The organism is Nafulsella turpanensis ZLM-10 (assembly GCF_000346615.1).
Classification (GTDB): Bacteria; Bacteroidota; Bacteroidia; order Cytophagales; family Cyclobacteriaceae; genus Nafulsella; species Nafulsella turpanensis.
The window spans coordinates 1-16,518 of the sequence record NZ_ANNU01000082.1 but is presented as its reverse complement, the minus strand read 5'-3'; the positions used below and the strand labels follow the sequence as shown (position 1 = coordinate 16,518).

15 protein-coding genes are annotated in these 16,518 nt (G+C 40.6%); 10 read left to right on the top strand and 5 right to left on the bottom strand.

Annotated features, from left to right (window positions below):
* The first annotated feature begins 75 nt into the window (after positions 1 to 75).
* The 9 genes from F752_RS24930 (at position 76) to F752_RS0122595 (ending at position 6,564) form a co-directional block, all read left to right on the top strand.
* Positions 76 to 507, top strand: coding sequence for a polysaccharide deacetylase family protein (locus F752_RS24930; protein ID WP_017734030.1), 432 nt, complete (start codon positions 76 to 78; stop codon positions 505 to 507).
* Between the two features lie 163 nt (positions 508 to 670).
* Entirely contained in the window at positions 671 to 1,189 is a 519-nt protein-coding gene (locus tag F752_RS0122630; protein ID WP_017734029.1) for a GNAT family N-acetyltransferase, read from the top strand.
* A gap of 177 nt (positions 1,190 to 1,366) precedes the next feature.
* Positions 1,367 to 1,588 carry a hypothetical protein gene (locus tag F752_RS26140; protein WP_017734028.1) on the top strand — a complete coding sequence of 74 codons (222 nt, stop codon included), beginning with the start codon at positions 1,367 to 1,369 and terminating at the stop codon, positions 1,586 to 1,588.
* Positions 1,589 to 1,617: 29 nt separating this feature from the next.
* Positions 1,618 to 2,115: a helix-turn-helix transcriptional regulator gene (locus tag F752_RS0122620; RefSeq protein ID WP_152425272.1), complete on the top strand. Its 498-nt coding sequence runs from the start codon at positions 1,618 to 1,620 to the stop codon at positions 2,113 to 2,115.
* Positions 2,082 to 3,347, top strand: coding sequence for a hypothetical protein (locus tag F752_RS0122615; protein ID WP_160164153.1), 1,266 nt, complete (start codon positions 2,082 to 2,084; stop codon positions 3,345 to 3,347). Before F752_RS0122620 ends, F752_RS0122615 begins: the two co-directional genes overlap by 34 nt.
* Positions 3,348 to 3,588: 241 nt before the next feature.
* A complete protein-coding gene (locus tag F752_RS24925) occupies positions 3,589 to 4,059 on the top strand; it encodes a GNAT family N-acetyltransferase (protein ID WP_086009480.1) in 471 nt (156 codons plus the stop codon).
* Between the two features lie 227 nt (positions 4,060 to 4,286).
* The gene (locus F752_RS0122605; protein WP_017734025.1) at positions 4,287 to 5,084 is read left to right on the top strand and encodes a penicillin-binding transpeptidase domain-containing protein; all 798 of its coding nucleotides are present in this window, start codon (positions 4,287 to 4,289) and stop codon (positions 5,082 to 5,084) included.
* Positions 5,085 to 5,226: 142 nt separating this feature from the next.
* Entirely contained in the window at positions 5,227 to 5,526 is a 300-nt protein-coding gene (locus F752_RS0122600) for a hypothetical protein (protein WP_017734024.1), read from the top strand.
* A gap of 45 nt (positions 5,527 to 5,571) precedes the next feature.
* Positions 5,572 to 6,564 carry a PDDEXK nuclease domain-containing protein gene (locus F752_RS0122595; RefSeq protein ID WP_017734023.1) on the top strand — a complete coding sequence of 331 codons (993 nt, stop codon included), beginning with the start codon at positions 5,572 to 5,574 and terminating at the stop codon, positions 6,562 to 6,564.
* Between the two features lie 583 nt (positions 6,565 to 7,147).
* Here F752_RS0122595 and F752_RS0122590 read toward each other — a convergent pair.
* On the bottom strand, positions 7,148 to 8,347 hold the full coding sequence (locus F752_RS0122590; RefSeq protein WP_017734022.1) for an AI-2E family transporter: 1,200 nt from the start codon (positions 8,345 to 8,347) through the stop codon (positions 7,148 to 7,150).
* An 829-nt stretch (positions 8,348 to 9,176) separates the two neighbouring features.
* Between F752_RS0122590 and F752_RS24920 the strand changes: the two genes are divergently transcribed.
* On the top strand, positions 9,177 to 13,445 hold the full coding sequence (locus F752_RS24920) for a M4 family metallopeptidase (RefSeq protein ID WP_160164152.1): 4,269 nt from the start codon (positions 9,177 to 9,179) through the stop codon (positions 13,443 to 13,445).
* Positions 13,446 to 13,628: 183 nt separating this feature from the next.
* Here F752_RS24920 and F752_RS0122570 read toward each other — a convergent pair whose 3' ends face one another.
* The 4 genes from F752_RS0122570 to F752_RS25655 all read right to left on the bottom strand — a co-directional run bounded on the left by F752_RS0122570 (position 13,629) and on the right by F752_RS25655 (position 16,431).
* Positions 13,629 to 14,150 carry a GNAT family N-acetyltransferase gene (locus F752_RS0122570; protein WP_017734019.1) on the bottom strand — a complete coding sequence of 174 codons (522 nt, stop codon included), beginning with the start codon at positions 14,148 to 14,150 and terminating at the stop codon, positions 13,629 to 13,631.
* Between the two features lie 158 nt (positions 14,151 to 14,308).
* Positions 14,309 to 14,989, bottom strand: a complete 681-nt coding sequence (locus tag F752_RS0122565; RefSeq protein ID WP_017734018.1) for a hypothetical protein — start codon at positions 14,987 to 14,989, stop codon at positions 14,309 to 14,311.
* A gap of 128 nt (positions 14,990 to 15,117) precedes the next feature.
* Positions 15,118 to 15,852, bottom strand: a complete 735-nt coding sequence (locus F752_RS0122560) for a HEAT repeat domain-containing protein (RefSeq protein ID WP_236614062.1) — start codon at positions 15,850 to 15,852, stop codon at positions 15,118 to 15,120.
* A gap of 156 nt (positions 15,853 to 16,008) precedes the next feature.
* Complete coding sequence (locus F752_RS25655; protein WP_017734016.1) at positions 16,009 to 16,431, bottom strand: hypothetical protein; 423 nt, start codon at positions 16,429 to 16,431, stop codon at positions 16,009 to 16,011.
* Positions 16,432 to 16,518: the final 87 nt, after the last annotated feature.

The window sequence follows — 16,518 nt, the reverse complement described above, 5'->3', positions numbered from 1 at the left end:
TTAAAGCTAAATTAATTATTTTTTTAACTTTGACACAGTTCCATTTACAGTCTCCAAGGATACAGAAATGGCCATGTGACTATTGACGGGTCGGATTGGTATATTGATAGCAGGCTTAGGAAGAGACTAAAAGAAAACCCTAATGCAGATTTAGAAGGCTTTAAAAAGTTCTACCTTGAGCATATATTTGAACGAGCGAACTACTACGAAGATTTAGCCTTCAAACTCACTGGCCGCCATATTAATCATACATTGCTGTTGCATCATAACCTAGCAGCAGCACTGTTTGTAGATGACCTTATTCAAATGTTTAAGGGTAGGGGATGGAAAATTATTTCTGCAAGTGAGGCATATAAGGATGAAGTATTTGATGAACAACCTACACATGCTGGAGAAAGCTTAATATGGGCATTAGCAAAACAGTCTGGTGAGTTTGAAAAAATACTAAGATATCCAGCAGAAGATAGTAAATATGAAAAGGAAAAAATGGATAAGCTAGGCCTATAAAAAATAAACGAAAGTAACCCAACAAAATAGCAAATGCGGGTCGTGTAGCCTGATAGTGTGCGGGAAATACGCCAGCTAATTTGTAGTTTAACAGCTTAGCGGAACCCCTGCATATGTTAGTCTAAAGATTGTAGCCAATCTTAAAATTTAAAATTTAATCCGAATGCAAAATAATTTAAACACGAATCGGCTTTTACTAGACCCGATTGGTTTAAGTGATGCTGATTTTGTTCTAGAACTGGTGAATCTACCAGACTGGGTAAAGTATATCGGTGAAAGGCAGGTTCATTCACTAGAAGCTGCTAAGGATTATATTTCAAAAATGACCAATAACTCGAAAATTAAATATTGGGTTGTTAAATTGAAAGAGGATCGAACAGCAATAGGTGTTGTTACTTTCATCAAACGGGATTATCTGCAACACCATGATGTTGGATTTGCTTTCTTACCCAATTACAGAAAGCAAGGGTATGCTTATGAAGCAACGGTAGCAGTTATAGATGATGTGAAAAGAAACAGATTATCTCACACGCATATTCTTGCTACGGCATTAGAAGACAATGTAAAATCTATAAAATTGTTAGAAAAGTTAGGGTTTCAATTCGACACAGAAATTTGGGTTGAAGATGCAGGACTGTTACTATACTCGCTTGCTATTGATAAGCCAAGATTGGAAGTCTAAAGATTAAAAGAAACAAGCTATAACACAAAGAATAACAAAGGCCGTTTTCAGGGGTAGCCAATCTCTGTTCTTAACCAGCCATTCTTTGAGGAGATCACAACGGTGGTCTGTATTTAATCAGCCTCTGCTATTTTTAAACACCTTACTGTCTCACAAAACGATGATATCATTCCATTTATGAAGCACAAAATACACAATATAGTCTCTGAGGCATTAAGCTATGAAATATTGAAAATAGAGGTCATTCCTGAGAATGAAGGGGAAAAAGAACAGGTTAAACGTTTATCACCAGAAGTTGAAAGCTATCTTTCCGAAAGGTTAGATGCTCTTAGCATTATTAAAGAAGACCCTCCCTTCTATTTTATTAAAAAAACAAAGCCTAATTCTGGATACTTTTGATTTTACGCAACCACTATCTCATAAACTAATTGAAAAGAGCATCAGAGAAAAATAGCAGAAGGAAATTCGAGATGGAAGGATTTTCAGCCAGATTAAAATGGGCTATGGACAAAAGAGGAGAAAGTCAGCTGTCTCTTTCCGGTAAAGTAAGAGTATCGCAACCACAAATTTATCATTACCTTATCGGGAAGTCTACTCCACGTCCTCTTGTCAGGCAAAGGCTTGCTTATGAGTTAAACGTTCACTACCTCTGGTTGATCTGGGGAGAAGGAGGGCCGAAAGTAAAAATGAAGAGGTTCCCAATTGAAGAATTCTGGACTTCCCTCTCAGAAAGATTGATCTTCGCTCTCTGGAATAATGGATATAATGTTCCTGAATTTTCAAAGGAACTAAAAGTTTCATCAACCACAGTTCAATATTGGCTGGAAGGTGAGAGGAGCCCAAAAAAAGAATTCATCCCTTCAATCTGTCAACTCCTTAATGTTGAACCGGAATGGCTGCTTCAGGCGGGGGTCCAATCCACTTAAGCCTAATTACTAAATGCACTTCACAAAAAAAGATGAGGAAATTAACAGAACTACAGATTAAAATAAAGTCTGTAAATCCAGATCACCTTGCTTACCTAGAAGATTATTGGGAAATTGAAAATAACAAGTGGAAGTACAAGCATCGAGACGTAGTCAGAAGGCATCCCAGCATTCCTAAAAGCCCACAAGAAAGGATTAAAATTGTACATGAAGGCTCTGAGGTTACCTATTTTGACCCCTGTCCAAAGTGTGGAGGAGAAACCTATACGTTTACAAATAGAGCTGCGGTCGATAAATGTGTAATTCCTGCTAGAGATGAATACCCAGAGAAATTCCAAACCTTTTCCTTTGATGCCATTCCCGAGGACAAAAGTCTAAAAGACCTCTGTGGGAATTGTCAGAACGAGGAGTTTTTCATTCTCTCATCAAGAATTAGAGAAAGCTTTATGCAAAACTACTCAAAAGCTTCGCTAAATTTTCTGAAAGAGGTTCACCCCCCTTTTTTAAGAGGGTTAGAGATAAAAAAAGTGTGGCCATATTCTGTTATCACTTTCCATAAATATACTCCCTGGTATGCTGGTGAGCTTGAAGAGGAAATAAAACAACCTCCAATCATTCAAGAGTTGCTTAATTTAGATATTGTTTCTTTGTTGAAGGGAGGGGGGAATGAACAGTGGGGCCCTGTTTACACTACAATTGAAATAGGAAATTTCATCCAAGAAGTAATCAATCCAATTCTATACCCACCATCGCCTGTTAAAATTACTGATCCATTTAGTTCTGATTCAATAATAACTTTTGGATCTAAACTTAATGCATCATTTCATGGTAGAGAGAAACTGCCCTTTCATTTGGAAGAAATTAAGAGTTCCCCAGAGGAGCCTTTCCAAGCAGAAGAAGAGGCTGATTTAACCAATGTAAAGCCTGTAGTTGGTTCCTCTGGAAACCGCCGGCAGTTCTTTAAAGAGTTGCTGGATGAATTTGTAAATGTATTTCCGGGAGTTGCCTACTCAAGGTTTATAAATGGAAAGGCTTTGGAAGATACTCTTACCTATAAAGAATACAAATACTTTTTAACCGCCAGCTGCTTTGCTCTTATAACAGATGAAAACTTTATTCCCAAAAGGATAATTGAATATAATGCTAAAAGGAGTAACCCTGAGAATTATGCCATAAAGGTTAAAATTGCTCAATTTATTGGTCTACACATTGAAGATAAGGTTCGGCAATAGTTGTGCTTGACGAAAGTAATTTAACAGTTGGAACTTTAATGAAATTTTGCACAAAATTTGAGCAGAAGTTTTTCAAAAGCCCCACCATCGCAAAACCTTAAGTTACTGTCTCAAAAACGATTAGATAAAGCTCTTTACATATTACATAATACTTGTTGCTATTTTCCCGCCTTCCTAATGGTAAATAGCAGTAAATTGTTATTTAACACAAATTATATGACATTTGGAAAAGGATTAAAATATGACTGATTTTCCTGCATTGAATACAGAAAGACTTATTTTAAGGTCATTATCATTTGTAGATATTCCGAAGATCATTGAATACGCAAATAATGCAAGAATAGCAGAAATGACTTTAAATATTCCTCATCCATATACAGAAAAAGATGCTGTTTATTGGATTAATATGGCATATACAGGCTTTGAAAAAAGAATTCAATATACATTCGGAATATATTTAAATACAACAAGCGAATTTATAGGTGGCATTGGATTGAAAGTGGATTCCAAGTTTGATAGAGGAGAATTAGGTTATTGGATTGCAGAACAATTTTGGAATAATGGATATGCTTCGGAGGCAGTAAAAGAAATAATAATATATGGATTCGAGAATCTGAATCTGAATAAAATTTTTGCAACGCATTTTAGAAAATCCCGCATCCGGAAGAGTAATGTTGAAAAACAAAATGACAAAAGAAGGGGAACTTATTGAGCACTACAAAAAGGGAGGTAAATATTTTAGTTTATACCAATACAGAATAACTAAAGGTGAATATAAAAATCTAAAAGCCTAATAATGCAGGAAAAATGGCAAAAGCTGGTAAACTTGCCTAACAAGCTCAATAACTAATTACCTGTTTCCTTACCAGAGGAAAGTAACCAGGCTCCTGGATTAGCTTCTGGCATTTTTATATCTTATAAGCATTAAATAATCTCTAGATGAAGTTGGTAATCATATTTTTAGCCCTTTTTACTTGTGGCAACCTTTACGGGCAGACGAATTTATCACAACCCTTTGAGGATTGTAATATTTATGGAAGTATCACTATTTATGACTACAGTTCAAAAAAGTGGATATCCAGTAATATTGAGGATAGTCATGTTGGAACATTACCCGCCTCTACTTTTAAAGTGATAAATACCTTGATTGCTCTTGAAACCGGTGTCATAGCAAATGAGAATGAAATTATCAAATGGCCTGGCGAGACGGATACTTTAAAATACGGATACCGGCCTAACATTTATCATGACATGAGCATGAGAGAAGCATTCCAGCTATCCGCAGGTTGGGCATATGTGGAATTAGCAAAAGAAATCGGCAAAAATCAGTACAAGGAGATACTAAACAAATCTAACTATGGAAATGCAGATGTCTCCATAGATGACCCTGACTTTTGGAATTTTGGAGATTTAGCAATTTCTCCTGTAAACCAGATTGAGATTTTGATGGGCGTTTATGAAGAGACACTCCCTTTCTCTAAAAAATCATTCCAGGTTTTGAAGGAAATAATGAAGGAAGAGGAGACAGATAATTACATCCTTAGGGCAAAAACAGGTTGGACAAGGGATTGTGGAAAAGATACTGGTTGGTGGATTGGTTATGTTGAACGGAAGGATAACGTTTATTTCTTTGCTACTCGTCTTATTAAAGACAGGGAAACTCATAATCCAAATTTTGGGAAATGTAGGAAAGAAATCACTAAAACAGTTTTAAGGGATTTGGATATAATAAAATAAACGACCGCATAACCCAAGCAAAATGCAATTGCTAGTCGTGCAACCTGATAATGCTCTTGTTAATTCAGAATTTTCCGTACCTTAAAAGTTAAACTGACCCCGGCAACTGCGTTTTGCAAAGCCGTTCCTGTCTCACAAAACGATGAAAAGATTAGATTTAGATACCATTGAAATAACCGAGGAGGACATTAAGCTAATCATGGGAGACAGCTTTACATTTTTCCCTCAATTGCTGGATAATTGCTTTTGTGCAAAGTGCAAAGATCATCGAACTACCATTATCAACTACAGAGCTTACCTTAATATCCTTCAAGATATCTCTTTACAAGGTGAATGTGCTCAGTGTAGTCAGGCTGTAGGCAGGTATATTGAAACCGGGGAAAGCAAAGAAAGTGTTGAAGCTGCAGACCATGTTCGTAAACTTAAGAAAGACAAAGTTTAATTAGTCTCACAAAACAAAGAATTTAGCTTCAAGATCAAATAGCCTATGTTGGAAAATCAATTTTCAGATGTAATCCACTTAATAAAAAAGTCTCGTGCAAACGCTATCAAAGTCGTTAACTCCGAGTTAATTAACCTGTATTGGAGTATTGGAGAATATATATTTAAGAAAGTAGAAAGTGCTGAATGGGGGCAGTCAGTTGTAAGGGAATTAGCGAAATTTTTAGAACGAAATGAGCCTGATCTAAAAGGTTTTTCAGACAAAAACCTTTGGAGAATGAAGCAATTTTTTGAGGCTTATAAAGATTACCCAAAACTCTCAACAGTGTTGAGAGAAGTTAGTTGGTCCCATAATTTAGCCATATTCTCCAGGTGTAAAACTATAGAAGAACGTGAATTTTATCTTAGGCTGTGTAAGCAGGAAGGATATAGCTTTAGAGAACTTGACCGTCAAATTTCGTCAAGCCTTTTTGAAAGGTCAATGATAGGAAATTCAAAAGTTCCGGAAACGGTCAAAGAAATTCATCCTGAGATTACAAATACTTTAAAAGACAGCTACATATTTGATTTTCTGAATCTTCCGGAGCCCCATAGTGAGAAAGATTTGCAAAAAGGCTTAATAAGGCAAATGAAAAACTTTATCCTTGAATTGGGTAGAGATTTTCTATTTGTAGGAGAAGAATACAAAGTACAGGTAGGAAATACAGATTTCTACATTGATCTCTTGTTTTATCATCGAGGGTTACAATGCCTGGTAGCATTTGAGTTAAAAGCTGATAAATTTAAACCGGAACAATTAGGACAGATAAACTTTTATCTGGAGGCTTTGGATCGGGATGTTAAAAAGCAAAATGAAAATCCTAGTATAGGTATCCTTCTTTGCAAAGACAAGGATAGCGAAGTGGTCGAATATGCGTTGAGCCGTAGCATTTCACCAACAATGGTATCCGAATATAAAACGCAACTTCCTGATAAAAAGCTATTGCAACAAAAGCTTCATGAGCTATTTGAAAATAGGAGTGATCATCAAAGCCATTAACTTTTAGTAAAAGGAGAAAAAGAACAAAGATGAACTGGTCCTGTCTCAAAAAACGATCTGAAAACAAGGCTTAAAACAGGCCTTTGAGATTTTAAGGCCTGCCGATAGTATGGATAACAAATAGTTAATTTACTCCATGAAATGAGCCGCCTTCTATGCAAGATCTGCCCGGGTTAAGCAAAGTCTGGAAAACTATCTGCCGGTACTTCAGGAATTTTGCCAGTCTTATGTTTTTTTAGGGCCCCCTTACAAGGAAAGGGCCTCATTTGACTTTACTTTCACAAAAGTTCTTGCTACTAAGGTAGAACAGGAAGCGAGGCTTTTCGTATATTTATCTAACAGTTCCTGCCCATTCTGGATGACTTACTTTGGTGTTAGTTGCGAGGTGAGTTATCCGGTGAGCCTCAAAAAGGAATCACTGCATAGTATTGAAATAGAGGGTTTTATGGAAGGGGTTCGAATCTTCTCACCCCGACTTAAACAGAAGGTTTTCCGATTGATTTCGGAAAACCTTTTTTTGTGGGCTAATTTTCCCGGAATTTCTCAGAAAAAGAGTGTAGGCAGGAGCTAAAAACCGGGATTTCTAGCTCTTGAATTTTTCCCGGGCCCAGTGCTTTACCTTGTCCAGCGGATCATCGCCATTGCCATCTTCGGTACCTTCCTGTCCAAATAAGTAGCCCAGAGGATTGAGAGCCGGTATATGATCGAAGATAACTTTGGCAATGCCCAGGGCAGGTATGGCAATAAGCATGCCCACCACTCCCCATACGGCATTACCCAAAACCACTACGATAATAGTGATGACCGGGTTGAGGTTTACTTTTCCACCTACCACATAAGGCTCCAACGTATAGGTTTCCAGGAATTGCGTGATGCCAAAGGTAAGGGTCACTCCTATAAGGGTAGTGGTGCTGCCTCCCGATAGAAGGGCCATTGCCAGTGCCAGGCCAAAGCCTATGATATTACCAAGGTAGGGAATAAGGGTAAGTATGGAGGCCAGTACGGCAATAATGATGGCATGCTTAAGGCCTGAAATACTGAGCCCGATGGAATAGATGATGGCAATAAGGATACAGAGGGCCAGCTTTCCTAAGAGGTAGTTTTGTGATACCCTAACGGAGTCCGTAATTATTTTTTTCGTCTTTACCTGGTTTTCCCCCGGCGCCAGCTTTACAATAGATTTGGTGAACTTATCGCGGTACAGGAGAAAGAAGAAGATATAGACCAGTGTGAGCAGGGCAGTGGCTAAAAAGCCTAAAAATTTCATAATAAAACTTCCCGCTTTAAAGAGCATGGAGCTGCCTTCCTGCGGCTGAGGAGTAGTATTGGTCTGTTGTCGACCTTGTGCGGGTTGTTCCACCTGCGCACTGGCGGCAGAGGAAGATTCTCCCAGAACGGGTTCTGTTACTTTTTCAATCTGTTCTGCTACGGGTATTCCGGTTTTGTTGTAGATGAACTGCTGAAGCTGAGTTACTTTAGGCTCCAGTTGCCTTTGTATTTTTGGCCAGTCATCTGCAAAGCTTTTTGCCTCAAAGCTTAGTACTCCTGCCAGAATTCCGAAGAAAAGAACAATGGCCAGGTCGGAAAACAGGGCAGCCCAGCCACGCTTTACGCCTTTACGCTCGAACCAGCGGGCAAGGGGAAGAATTACCATAGCCAGCAGAGCGGCTACCGCCAGGGGAGCGAGAAAAGCTTTTGCCTTTGATAGGCCCAGAAAGAAGAAATACAGGCATACAATCAGCAGGGTAAAGTAGAACAGAATTCTTTTGGCGTTACCGGGCATATATACAAGCTTAAAAAACAGGGCTTTGGCCGGAAGGGGCTACTACTTAAGCAGCGCCTTCATTAACCACTTCAGCATAAGTGGGTTTCCGGAAGTTGAGAAAAAACCGCCGGGAAAACCGCTTACTTAAAGGATTCAAACAGCAAAGGGGGAGCAGATGTTTTTGCTGCTCCTCTTTTTTGGGTTGGGTGCAGGTAAACCCTCATTGTGGGAGCTTTTGATCTTCTATTGAATAATCAGCTTTATTCCGGGCGAATAGTTTAATCTATAGAATGAAAAATAATCTAAAGCCTCATAAATTTTTTCGTTTTGCGCACCCCCCAAAATTTTAAAATTTTCATTAATACTTCCAATAATGCGCCAAACTGTTGGGTATTGGAATAAAGCTTTTTGTGAAAATTTTCTTTCCCTCCATTTCGTATGATAGGATTTTATTAAAAAAGGTTAAAGCCTCCAAACAATCAATGGCCTTGCCTGATTTCTTCTTTATTTAAATGTCGAACGTTTTGCCTTTACACGATATAATATTTTGAACAGAATTAAAGGGGAGCCACCCTGATTATATTTCTTTATGAAGATTGGTAGCTATACATGAGGGATAATTAGAATAAAGATATTGATGAGCAAAGGGTAGGATAGTCTTTTTGAAGGCCTAAGGTAAAGGCCGAAAGCCACCCACAGATTAAGCTGGGGCTACCCCGGTTGGGAGCCTTCTTTAGTCATCACCTAAGCAGGAATAATGAGAAGCAGAAAATTATAATAATGAGGAATAATATAGGATTCCATGCTGTTAAAAATAATTTTTTTCCAACTATATAACTTTAATCTTATGATTAAACCACTACTAAAAAGGGTGTTTCTTACCCTTCTACTATGTTTTCAGGGCTTACTTGTCCTGAATGCTCAGACCACCAGCCAGGAAATTTCCGATAAACTGGAAAATGATCCGAGGGTAAATTCTTTTACCATGGACCCCTCCAGGGGAACGCCTTCTCTTATTAAAATGAATGTAAGCGGAGAAACTCTTTCCCTCAGCGATGCGCCGGCGTTTTTGCAGTCGGTACTGGGCTATGGCGAAGAAACTTCCTTTGTAACAGAGGCGGTAACCAGTGCCCATGGTGTACAGGTAGATAAGTTACAGCAGTACACCAATGGCATTAAAGTAGAGCATGGTGTCTTTAAAGCCTTATCTCAAAGAGGAATTGTTTTCGGTTTTACAGCAGAGTATTATAATCTGCCGGCTTCTATTTCGTCTACGCCTACCCTTTCTGAGGAAGCTGCCCTGCAGAGTGCCCTGGACCATGTAGGTGCCACCACCTATGCCTGGGAATTAATTGCTGAGCTCGGCGATTCTCCTGAGTATGTTGCCGCCTATGAGGAGGTGTACCCTAAAGGAGAATTGGTGTTTGTAGACAACTACCTGACGGAAGCGGTTGACTTGGCATTGGCTTACAAATTTAATGTATATGCTGCAGAGCCACTTTCCCGTGCCGATATTTATGTAGATGCTGCTTCCGGCGACATTCTGTTGCTGGATGCCATCATCAAGCATGCAGATGGTTCCCACACAAAGGAGGATATTGAGAAAATGGTTGAAAAAGCTCCTGCTGCTAAACCCGTTGCTTCTGTAGTGCTTGTCGGCGCTTCAGGCGATACCCGATACGCGGGTAACAGATCTTTCGATACCTCTCAGGATGCTAACGGTAACTGGGTGTTAAAAGGAGTGACCCCTACGGGTGTAGAGAATGAAACACTTTCTTATGAAGGGGTTGGAGGATTACCGCTTAGTATTCCTGCTTTAGCCACGCTGGCAGAACCCATTGTGGATGGAGATGGAGACCTCCTTAATCCGGAGACTGCTGACAATAACTGGACGGCGGCAGAGCACCGTAAAGATGAGTTCTCTACTACCAGCGTTTACCCGATTGCGAATGAGAAAAATAACGATGATGTTGCCCTCGATGCCCACTGGGGTGCGGAAGTAGTATTGAACTACTGGCAAAATGTACACAACAGATCCAGCTACGATGACAAAGGAACGAAGGTATTTAACTTTGTTCACTATGGGGATGCGTACGACAATGCATTCTGGAATGGATCAGCCATGACTTATGGCGACGGTAGCTACCAGGGCGGAACAAACCCCGATGGCTCGTTCGCTCCGCTTACGTCAATGGACGTCTGCTCTCATGAGATTGGTCACGGCGTATGTGAGTTTACGGCCGACCTGGTGTATCAGCGGGAATCCGGTGCCATGAACGAAGGCTTCTCAGACATTTGGGCAGCCGCTGTGGAGGCTTATGTGCTCTCACAAATCGACGGCTCTTTAAACTATGACCCATGGGGTATAGGTGAGCAAATTGATGAGCGTGACGGCGGCGCACAGCCCGGAGAGGCAGCCGCAAGAGCTTTAAGATGGATGGATGATCCTAAAGCTGCCGGAGCACCTGATTCCTACGGAGGAACTAACTGGATTAATCCTGAGTGCGGAACCCCTACGCTGGCCAATGACCAGTGTGGGGTACACACCAATAGCGGAGTGCTGAATAAGTGGTACTACCTGCTGGTAGCGGGTAGCGGGCAGTCTTTTTCTGCCGGTTTCGGCAAGCAATCTGCAGATGATCAGGTAAACGATGCCGGAGATGTTTATTCTGTTGAAGGCCTTGGTTTTACGACAGCATCTAAAATTACGTACCTGGCCGAAACCATGCTTTCTCCAAACGCTAAATTTGCCGATATGCGGGAAGCTTCTATTCTGGCTGCGCAAACTTTGTACGGTATTGGCTCAAATGAAGAAAAGCAAACAACCAATGCATGGCATGGCGTAAATGTAGGAGAGGCTTATAATACAGGCGAACCAAACACCATCACCTTCAGCGAAAGCAACCTTCAGATACTTTCTGAAAGTAATCCTGTTAGCGGATGTGAGGATTTTAATACGTACTCAATCATCCTTACAGGAGTAGATATAAATCCTTCGGCTAGTATCTCTTTAAGCACTGCCGGAAGTACGGCTACAGTAGGAGAAGACTTTAGCCTGTCTGCGAGCTCTCTTACTTTCAGTGGCTCTGAAACAAAATCTGTCGATATTACAGTAAATGACGATGCTGTAATTGAAGAAGGAGAGACCATTAAACTGTCCTTTGTATATAACGGGCAGTTTCATCAGCAGGAGTTTGCCATTTCGGACGATGATTTTGCCCCAAGAACAGGATCTGAAGCGGTCGATTTATTAGCCACCGAAACCTTCTCTGTAGATGGCTTCCCGGTCGGATGGGCAGCGCTTTCCCTGTCAGATGGTACAAATGTATGGAGGGTGAACGGAGATGTAAGTGCAGCCGGAAGGGCCTACATCAGTGATGGCATCACGGAGGTTCCTTTTTACAACCAGACCTCTCCAACAAATACTATTCTGAGGTCGCCGCTCATTAACGCGGCAGCCGCCAGTAATGTAACGGTAAGCTTCGACTGGGAAGCCGGTGGTGAAACAGATGCTGTGGACCCAAGTGTAATTTTTGACTATGGCGAGTTTGTATACTCATTAGATGGTGCAACCTATGTTTCGGTAAAGAAATTTGTCGGAGGGGGGCCTCTTGCCACGGTTACAGCCAGCGGAAGCTTTTCGGCAGTGCTTAACGAGCTGGACGGAAAGCCATTCTACCTTGGCTGGAGATGGTATAACGATACCAATGCCGGTAGTGAGTTTAGCTTCGCCATTGATAATGTAAAAGTTTCTGCTACCCCTGCGGGTATTGCATCCAACAAGGGAGCCACGGCTACCACTACCGTTTATGCAGGCAATACCATTTACTTTATGAATGATGCAGATAAGGCACTCATCGCTAAAATCGAAAATGCCTCAGCAGATCTGGGTTGTGTAACGCTTTCTGTAATTGATGAAGGAAGCAGCTTCGAAGTGTTCTCTAATATCTCTACGGCAAGACCTTCCAAGGCCTTCAGTATAAATACAGAAAATGCAGAGGCTACTTACGACCTCACGCTGTATTTTACCAATGAGGAGCTGAGCGCCTTTGATGCCCCCGCAGCGTTGATTCCTATGAAAGTAAACTCAGCGAACATTGACGATGCCAATGACCGCCTGAGAAATTTCCAGCTGAATGGTGTTCTTACAGAGGTGAATGAAGCAGATCAGTTCCGTGCCTACACAGGTACCTTCAGCGGATCCGGAAGCGTGAGCATTGTTCAGGACTTTTCTTACTGCACCGATGCACCTGCACCATGGGCTATTGCTGATGTAGGTAGCGTAGGAGAGCCTGGAACCATCTGTTATATCGACGGTAAGTTCGAATTGAATGGCTCAGGAAGCGGCATTGGTGACAAGGCCGACGCCTTCTATTTCACCTATCAGGAACTCACCGGCGACGGAGAACTCATTGCAAGGGTAAATGCACTGGAAAATACCAGTAGTGAAGCAAAGGCTGCCGTAATGGTGAGAGAAAACCTGCAGTCCGGCTCCATGTTTGCCATGGCGGCTCTGGTAGCTAACCCTAATGGAACAGGCACTGCTGCCCGCTTCGAGTACAGGAAAACGGCCGGAAGCAAGGCGAGCGGAGGGGCTTATCAATCTGTAAGCACTCCGGAATATATCCGAATAGTGAGGACCGGCAGCCAGGTGAGCGCTTATGTATCTGAAACCAATGGTAACTGGGTGCTGTTAGGAAGCTCTAAAATCAATTTTGGAGCAACCATATATGTTGGTTTGGCCACAACTTCTAATCTGGCTGGCGTATCTGCAACTGCTGAGTTTAGCGATGTGAGTGTGCTGCAGGGAACAAAAGCAGCCACGACAAATGCAAGGCTGGCAGGACAGGAATCAGAAAATGAGCGTCCTGCAATAAGCGGCGTCAATGTATTCCCTAATCCTGCGGCGAATACTGTTACGGTAGAAATTGCAGAGACCAAGGTTAAGTCCGTAGCTATTTACAACCTGCTGGGCGAGCTAATGAAAGAGCAGGTGTACAGCACTGCCCAGAGCCGTGCCGAGCTGGAGGTAACTGAATTAACAAAGGGATACTTTGTAATGAAAGTACAAACCGAAGACGGACAAATAGTGAACAAGAAGTTCTTTAAAGAATAAGAACTACAAAAGCCTCTTAACAGCTGGTTTGCCGCCTGTTAAGACACTATAAACTCAAAAGCCTCCTGCCGGGGTAAAGAGAGCACATCTCTTTCCAGGTGCAGGGGGCTTTTTTTTGTTGCTACTTAGCTTACCTGGGCAAATTTTACCTCATCATTGCTAATGAGGTGGACCTGGAGCCAATCAGGAAAGCTCGAGTTTCATCATAATATCAGTTTGTTCATCATCGCCCAGTATAAAGTGGTGGCGGTCGAATTCCTGTAGTCCGTTTTTCCGGTAGAAATGAATAGCCCTGGGATTTTTCTCCCAGACCCCCAGCCACACATAAGGGGCATTCTTCTCCCGGGCAAGCTGTAAGGCTTTGTCAAACAATAACTGGCCAACGCCCTTACCGTGGAATTCCTTTAGCACATAAATCCTTTCGATTTCAAGGGCCTGCTCATCCTGTAATTCCTTCTGTGCCTGCCCAAAATTGACCTTCAAATACCCAATCGTTTTGTGGTTGTAAGTGGCCAGGTAAAACTCAGAATCAGGGTGACTGATTTCATCGGTTAGTTGCTGAAGGCTGAACTGCTCGCTCAGGTATTTCTGCATATTCACTGCAGTATTGTCCGCCGCAAAGGCCTCTGTAAAAGTCTGACGGCCGATAAACTGCAGCTCCTCAAGGTCGGCTAAAGTGGCTTTTTTTATTTTGAGGGTGTGCATGGGAGGGTGTGGGAAGATTTAGTAAAGAACGGTTTGCAAACTGGGTGTTGGGTATTTTAATGGCGACAAATTATCCGCCCTCAGTTTAGCTGGTAAATAGCTGTGATGCCTGAATTTCCAGTATATGCCCAATACCTGTTTGTTGGGTTATGTATCGTTTAATTTTCTTTCGGACCAAATTTAATAGTATCAATAGCGTCAACTTTCAGGAGATGGGCATATTCTTTTAAAGAGCCAACTTTTATTTTAAATGGCTTATTTCCCCGTCGGAATAAAATTATTCTGTATTCTTTTTGATATTCAAACTCTTCCGGCTTGTGAAACAAGGACAATTCTCCATTTTGTTTATTACGGTCATAGTACTGAACAACCTTATTTTGAAAGTCAATTCCCTGCTCATCAAGTTGCTTTTTGATTTCCCCTAAAAACCTTTGCAAATCTGTAATCATCACGAAATGACTTCCAAATTCTTTTACTCTACTATCTATTTTAAAGTTATCGAAATCAAGGATGTCTGGAGTTTTCAAACAATAAAGACAAAAGACATTTCCTTCTAAATCAGATAAAAATTCCCGAAGATGAAGCCGTGAAGGTTTAAGGTCAATAGTCTTTCCAGTTTCAGGAACAGTCAAGGTAACCTTTAAATCTTGGTATTCATGATAATTACTCAATCTGGTTGTCCCTTCATAATTATCCCCTCTAAGACCTTGTTCTTCTAACTTTTGGAAATAGTCAATACTATTAAAAAAGATTGTCCCATTTTCATATAAGTCCAACATATGTTCATAACTGCCAAATTTTAAGAAGAAGAATATGTGGCCCTCGGACTTATTACTCATTAGATAGAATGGTTAATGATACACAACGTCCATTGAATAAAGCAGATGCCCTTCACTGCCCTTTGATGAAAGTACGAAAAGTTAGCTTTCTGCACTATCAATGGCTGAAAGCTCTTGGGGCATTTGCTTTATTCTGTTGTTGGTTGCTGATTTTTTTTTATTCTATTTACAGTCAGTTCAATATTATGTCTCAACCCAATATCTCTTGTTTTTTTGTATGCTTCCTCTAAGATAGGTACAGCTTTAAATGTTCCTACTGACTGTAAAGGGGTGCAAATCATATTTTTTATATGGCTGTCCTTAGTGCCTTTGAAAATATCTAACAGTAGCTGCTCGACTTCTTCGTCATGGGTTTTCTGCAGAGCCAGAATTGAATTAACCTTTAAATCCCTGGATTTATGTTTTGCAAGCATCTTAATAGGTTCAATATTCAAATTTGCAGACTTCTCCATTTTTTGAATACCAATCAATATAACTCTCTTACAAATATCATCTGATTCAGATTTAAGACACTTCATTAAGAAGTCAAACAGTTCGTTGTCTACCCTATTTTTGCACAGATGAGCTAAAGCAAAGTATATGTGCTTTCTTTTTGGTGAAGCTGAGTGTGATGCCCGAAGATTTAGTAAATTCTCCTTTTCATTATCAGTACTTAATTCTTCAGCTCTTCGATATGCGTACCACTTAACCTCATCTGTCCTACTTGTTTCCGTCCTTCTACGCTTCTCTAATAGAGGAGAATAAATATCTTCAGAATTCATCTGTTCAATAAGAAAATCTACTCCTCTTATACTTAGTTCAGATTCAAGCTTAATCCTTGCCTTCTCTAGCTCTTTTTCGGTATTTCTAAACAGTCCGAACATGTAGATTATATTTGCAACCAAACGGTTGTGCAAGAGGCTGATGCCGGCTCGCTTGAATTGATAAGTTACAGCTTTATTTCAGTTATTCCAGCAGAGTTTTTAAAGAGCCCATGCCGGCAATAGCCTTTTGCTTGGGTTGGGCATAGTACACCTTTATTATTTGGGGAAGTAAGCCCGAATTAAATTAACTAGGGGTTCTATTTCTTTCATAGGCCTTCCTCTGTCAAAATCCTGTGATTTATAAGTATCATCTTCAGTCTCAATTTCTATCCATGTGTACCAAGCACCATCAAAAGCTCTTATATCTGTCGGTGATTTTAGTGTATGTAATTCCGCTAAATCGATGCTTTGAATTATCTTCTGAAACTTCAACCAATCCTCCTGACTGATTTCGAATTCATCTTCTATCTGATTAAAACCAGTTTCTTTATAGGTCATCCTGTCCTCAGTTACCTCTACCTTTATCAGACCACCTCGCGTCCCTGAAGTATACCTTATTGATTTAACTGAATCAACAGATTGAGCATACACAGAAGAACTGAATAAAAGCAAAATCAGTATAATGAGATTTAATTTCATCTTTGGTTATTATGCACAACTTTACAGGGTTTTATGCAAAGTCTGAGCAAAAAAATAAGAGATAAAGAGGAGAAAACCTAATGGTGT

Bases quoted from the DNA above. Each gene is read 5' to 3' on its own strand.
- F752_RS0122630 (WP_017734029.1), top strand. From the start codon at position 671: ATGCAAAATAATTTAAACACGAATCGGCTTTTACTAGACCCGATTGGT.
- F752_RS26140 (WP_017734028.1), top strand. From the start codon at position 1,367: ATGAAGCACAAAATACACAATATAGTCTCTGAGGCATTAAGCTATGAA.
- F752_RS0122615 (WP_160164153.1), top strand. From the start codon at position 2,082: ATGGCTGCTTCAGGCGGGGGTCCAATCCACTTAAGCCTAATTACTAAA.
- F752_RS24925 (WP_086009480.1), top strand. From the start codon at position 3,589: ATGACTGATTTTCCTGCATTGAATACAGAAAGACTTATTTTAAGGTCA.
- F752_RS0122605 (WP_017734025.1), top strand. From the start codon at position 4,287: ATGAAGTTGGTAATCATATTTTTAGCCCTTTTTACTTGTGGCAACCTT.
- F752_RS0122600 (WP_017734024.1), top strand. From the start codon at position 5,227: ATGAAAAGATTAGATTTAGATACCATTGAAATAACCGAGGAGGACATT.
- F752_RS0122595 (WP_017734023.1), top strand. From the start codon at position 5,572: ATGTTGGAAAATCAATTTTCAGATGTAATCCACTTAATAAAAAAGTCT.
- F752_RS0122590 (WP_017734022.1), bottom strand. From the start codon at position 8,347: ATGCCCGGTAACGCCAAAAGAATTCTGTTCTACTTTACCCTGCTGATT.
- F752_RS24920 (WP_160164152.1), top strand. From the start codon at position 9,177: ATGATTAAACCACTACTAAAAAGGGTGTTTCTTACCCTTCTACTATGT.
- F752_RS0122570 (WP_017734019.1), bottom strand. From the start codon at position 14,150: ATGCACACCCTCAAAATAAAAAAAGCCACTTTAGCCGACCTTGAGGAG.
- F752_RS0122565 (WP_017734018.1), bottom strand. From the start codon at position 14,989: ATGAGTAATAAGTCCGAGGGCCACATATTCTTCTTCTTAAAATTTGGC.
- F752_RS0122560 (WP_236614062.1), bottom strand. From the start codon at position 15,852: ATGTTCGGACTGTTTAGAAATACCGAAAAAGAGCTAGAGAAGGCAAGG.
- F752_RS25655 (WP_017734016.1), bottom strand. From the start codon at position 16,431: ATGAAATTAAATCTCATTATACTGATTTTGCTTTTATTCAGTTCTTCT.